The organism is Gemmiger formicilis (assembly GCF_016901605.1).
In the GTDB taxonomy this organism is placed as follows: Bacteria; Bacillota; Clostridia; order Oscillospirales; family Ruminococcaceae; genus Gemmiger; species Gemmiger formicilis_B.
Map to the genome: position 1 here is coordinate 1 of NZ_JACJKP010000309.1, position 1,571 is coordinate 1,571.

The 1,571-nt window shown below is 53.7% G+C and carries 1 protein-coding gene; it reads right to left on the reverse strand.

Translation table 11 applies throughout. From position 1 onward, the window contains the following. The coding region (locus H6B10_RS14455; RefSeq protein ID WP_204652239.1) for an ABC transporter permease at positions 1-1,571 on the reverse strand (1,571 nt) is incomplete at both ends.

Here is a 1,571-nt window from a genome sequence, read left to right on the forward strand (position 1 = left end):
CATGATCGGCCAGATGGTAAAGTGATAGGTGAAGAACCAAAACATTCCGTTGAGGCCGGGTCCCACGATGGGGGCCGTAATCAAAATCAGGGTAAAGGCCAGCAAGGCAGATCCCAGGGTGTAGAGAAGTCCTTCCAGCGCCAGCATCGTCTGCAGTTGCCGGGTGGTCATACCGATAGACTGAAGCACGGCCAGTTCCCTACGGCGTGCGGTGATTCCGGTAAGGATTGCATTAAAGAAGTTGAGGATTCCCACCAGTCCCACAATAAAACTCAGGGCGCTGCCCAGCAACAGGAACATATTTTTAATGTTCTCGAATTCCGAGGCGTAGGTTGCTTTGCTCTCATAGTCAAACTGAGGGTTCACATTTTCTGTATAGTCTTTGAGGAAGGCTTCCATCGTTGCATTGGCTTCTTCCGTGGTATCAAAGGCGTAATACATAACAGAATCGGTGCCCGTATCCCGGATAAAGGTTTCGGCCCCCATGACAAATTCGTCCCGGCCGTAGTAACGGTAACTTAACGCAGAAGGTACTGCCACCAGAGCAGCTACGGTGTAGTCAACATCCCGGTATTTGACGGCCCGCTCAGCGTAAGCGGCCCCTTCGGGCACATTTTCTCTGGAACCAAAAACCTTGCCGGTGGCAGGATCATAGTATTCATACTCTTCCACATAACGAATGGTTACCGTATCCCCCAATCGGGCCCAATGACTGTCCATCATAGGCTCATCGTAGTCGTCGGTACTGTACACAGCGGCGATATAATTTCCCTCGGTGTCGTTAATCTTGGAGAGGTCCCCTTCCAATACCGTCAGGTAATCCAGCGCAAAGGGGTCCATACCGTAAAGCTGAACGCCATCGGCCAGCAATCCATCCTCAGTGCGTTCCTGAAAGGCGACCATACTGTCCAGCTGTTCCGGTGTGTTCCATCGGCTCCACATGGAACGGTAATATTCCTCGGTAACAAATTCCTGTGCCGGTTTGGTCTTTCCGTAAACGCGGCCGCTGCCGGTAATACCGCCCTGGGCATCCACCGCGTCGATGACCTCTTCCGGTATCCCCATCTCGTCATTATAAGCATCTCCGCCGGTCTGGAACTGGCCGGCATCAGCCAGGATAAAGTCACTGGCGGTAAAGTTGGAAACATATTTGTCCATGTCAAAGCCGGCTGTAAAGGTGACGGTAAAGGTCAGCAACACCACTGCAAGGGTCAGGGACAGTACCGTGAGGAAGGTCTTGCCCCGGCTGCGGCCCAGATTGGCCCAAGCCATGGACAAGAGAGAAACGCCCTTGCCGTTTCGTTTTTTCTTCTGCTTTAAAGCCTTGCCTTCTGTATAGCGCACCGCTTCTACCGGGGAAACCTTGCCTGCCAGACTGCCGGGACGGCGACAGGAAATCAGCACTGTTATCAGGGCAAATACCGCGGCGCCCGCAAAGAGGAACGGACTGGCCGAAACCACCGTAGTGACGCCATCGAGCCGTGCAGTAATGATGGGGGTGAGTACACCACCCAGCAGCCAGCCCAGCAACAAACCGATGGGAATGCCGATCAGGGAAAGCAGCAGGGCCT